The organism is Gluconobacter sphaericus NBRC 12467 (assembly GCF_006539125.1).
GTDB lineage: Bacteria > Pseudomonadota > Alphaproteobacteria > Acetobacterales > Acetobacteraceae > Gluconobacter > Gluconobacter sphaericus.
In genome coordinates this window covers 1-740 of record NZ_BJMK01000089.1, presented here as the reverse complement: position 1 = coordinate 740, position 740 = coordinate 1, and the positions used below count along the sequence as shown (strand labels likewise).

Annotated in this window: 1 protein-coding gene; it reads right to left on the bottom strand. The window is 52.2% G+C overall.

The window, feature by feature from the left end:
• Positions 1-155 precede the first annotated feature (155 nt).
• Entirely contained in the window at positions 156-575 is a 420-nt protein-coding gene (locus GSP01_RS14620; RefSeq protein ID WP_141354691.1) for a hypothetical protein, read from the bottom strand.
• Positions 576-740 lie beyond the last annotated feature (165 nt).

Here is a 740-nt window from a genome sequence, read left to right as displayed (position 1 = left end):
ACAGCCCTTCAGGCTTAAGTTACTATATCCTGACGCCTTTAAAGCGTCAGGATATTCCGATTTCAGGCCATGCACGTTTTGTGCATGTACGCTCGGAGTATCTCCTCTCTAGGTTCTGAGAATGCCCATTCTCAGACACCAGAACGGTCTGAGGCTCAGGAGCCTTTCTCCCGTTCCGCTCTTTGCCGCTCCATCAAAGCGAGCAGATGAGGATTGATCTTCTTCTTCGGCGGTTTCCAGGACTCGAGAGCCTCGAGAGCCTTCTCATTTTCGCCTGAATCAAGAGGAGGCTGACGGGCTGGAGACGTTGGAGCGGGTTCAGCAGATAGCGTGACAGTGCGCGTGGGGCGGTGGGTCTGCCTGGCGTCCTGAGCTGCGCCCTTCCGTTCTTTCCGAACCCGGTACAGGCCAGTCTCAAGCGTCCGGATTTTGATCGAAAGGTCCAGTTCTTCTTCGAGCATCTGACGAATGGCCTCCAGCGTATAGCCGGATCGGATCAGGGTCTCGATCCGGTCAATCTGACCGCGCAGGATCCCGACGAGTTTGGTGGGCTTCGGTTTGCTCTTCTGATCCATCGCGGTGCTGTTCCTTTCTGTCAGATAAGCCAGAGAGCCCGTCTGCGTGGGGTTTGTCAAAAAAGAGTATTTTTGACGTATTTCTGATGTCTTTTTAGAGCTATTTCGGTGTTTCGAAATTTAGAAAGAGCTTTTTTGGAGAGTTTTTGACGTATTTCTGGTGAT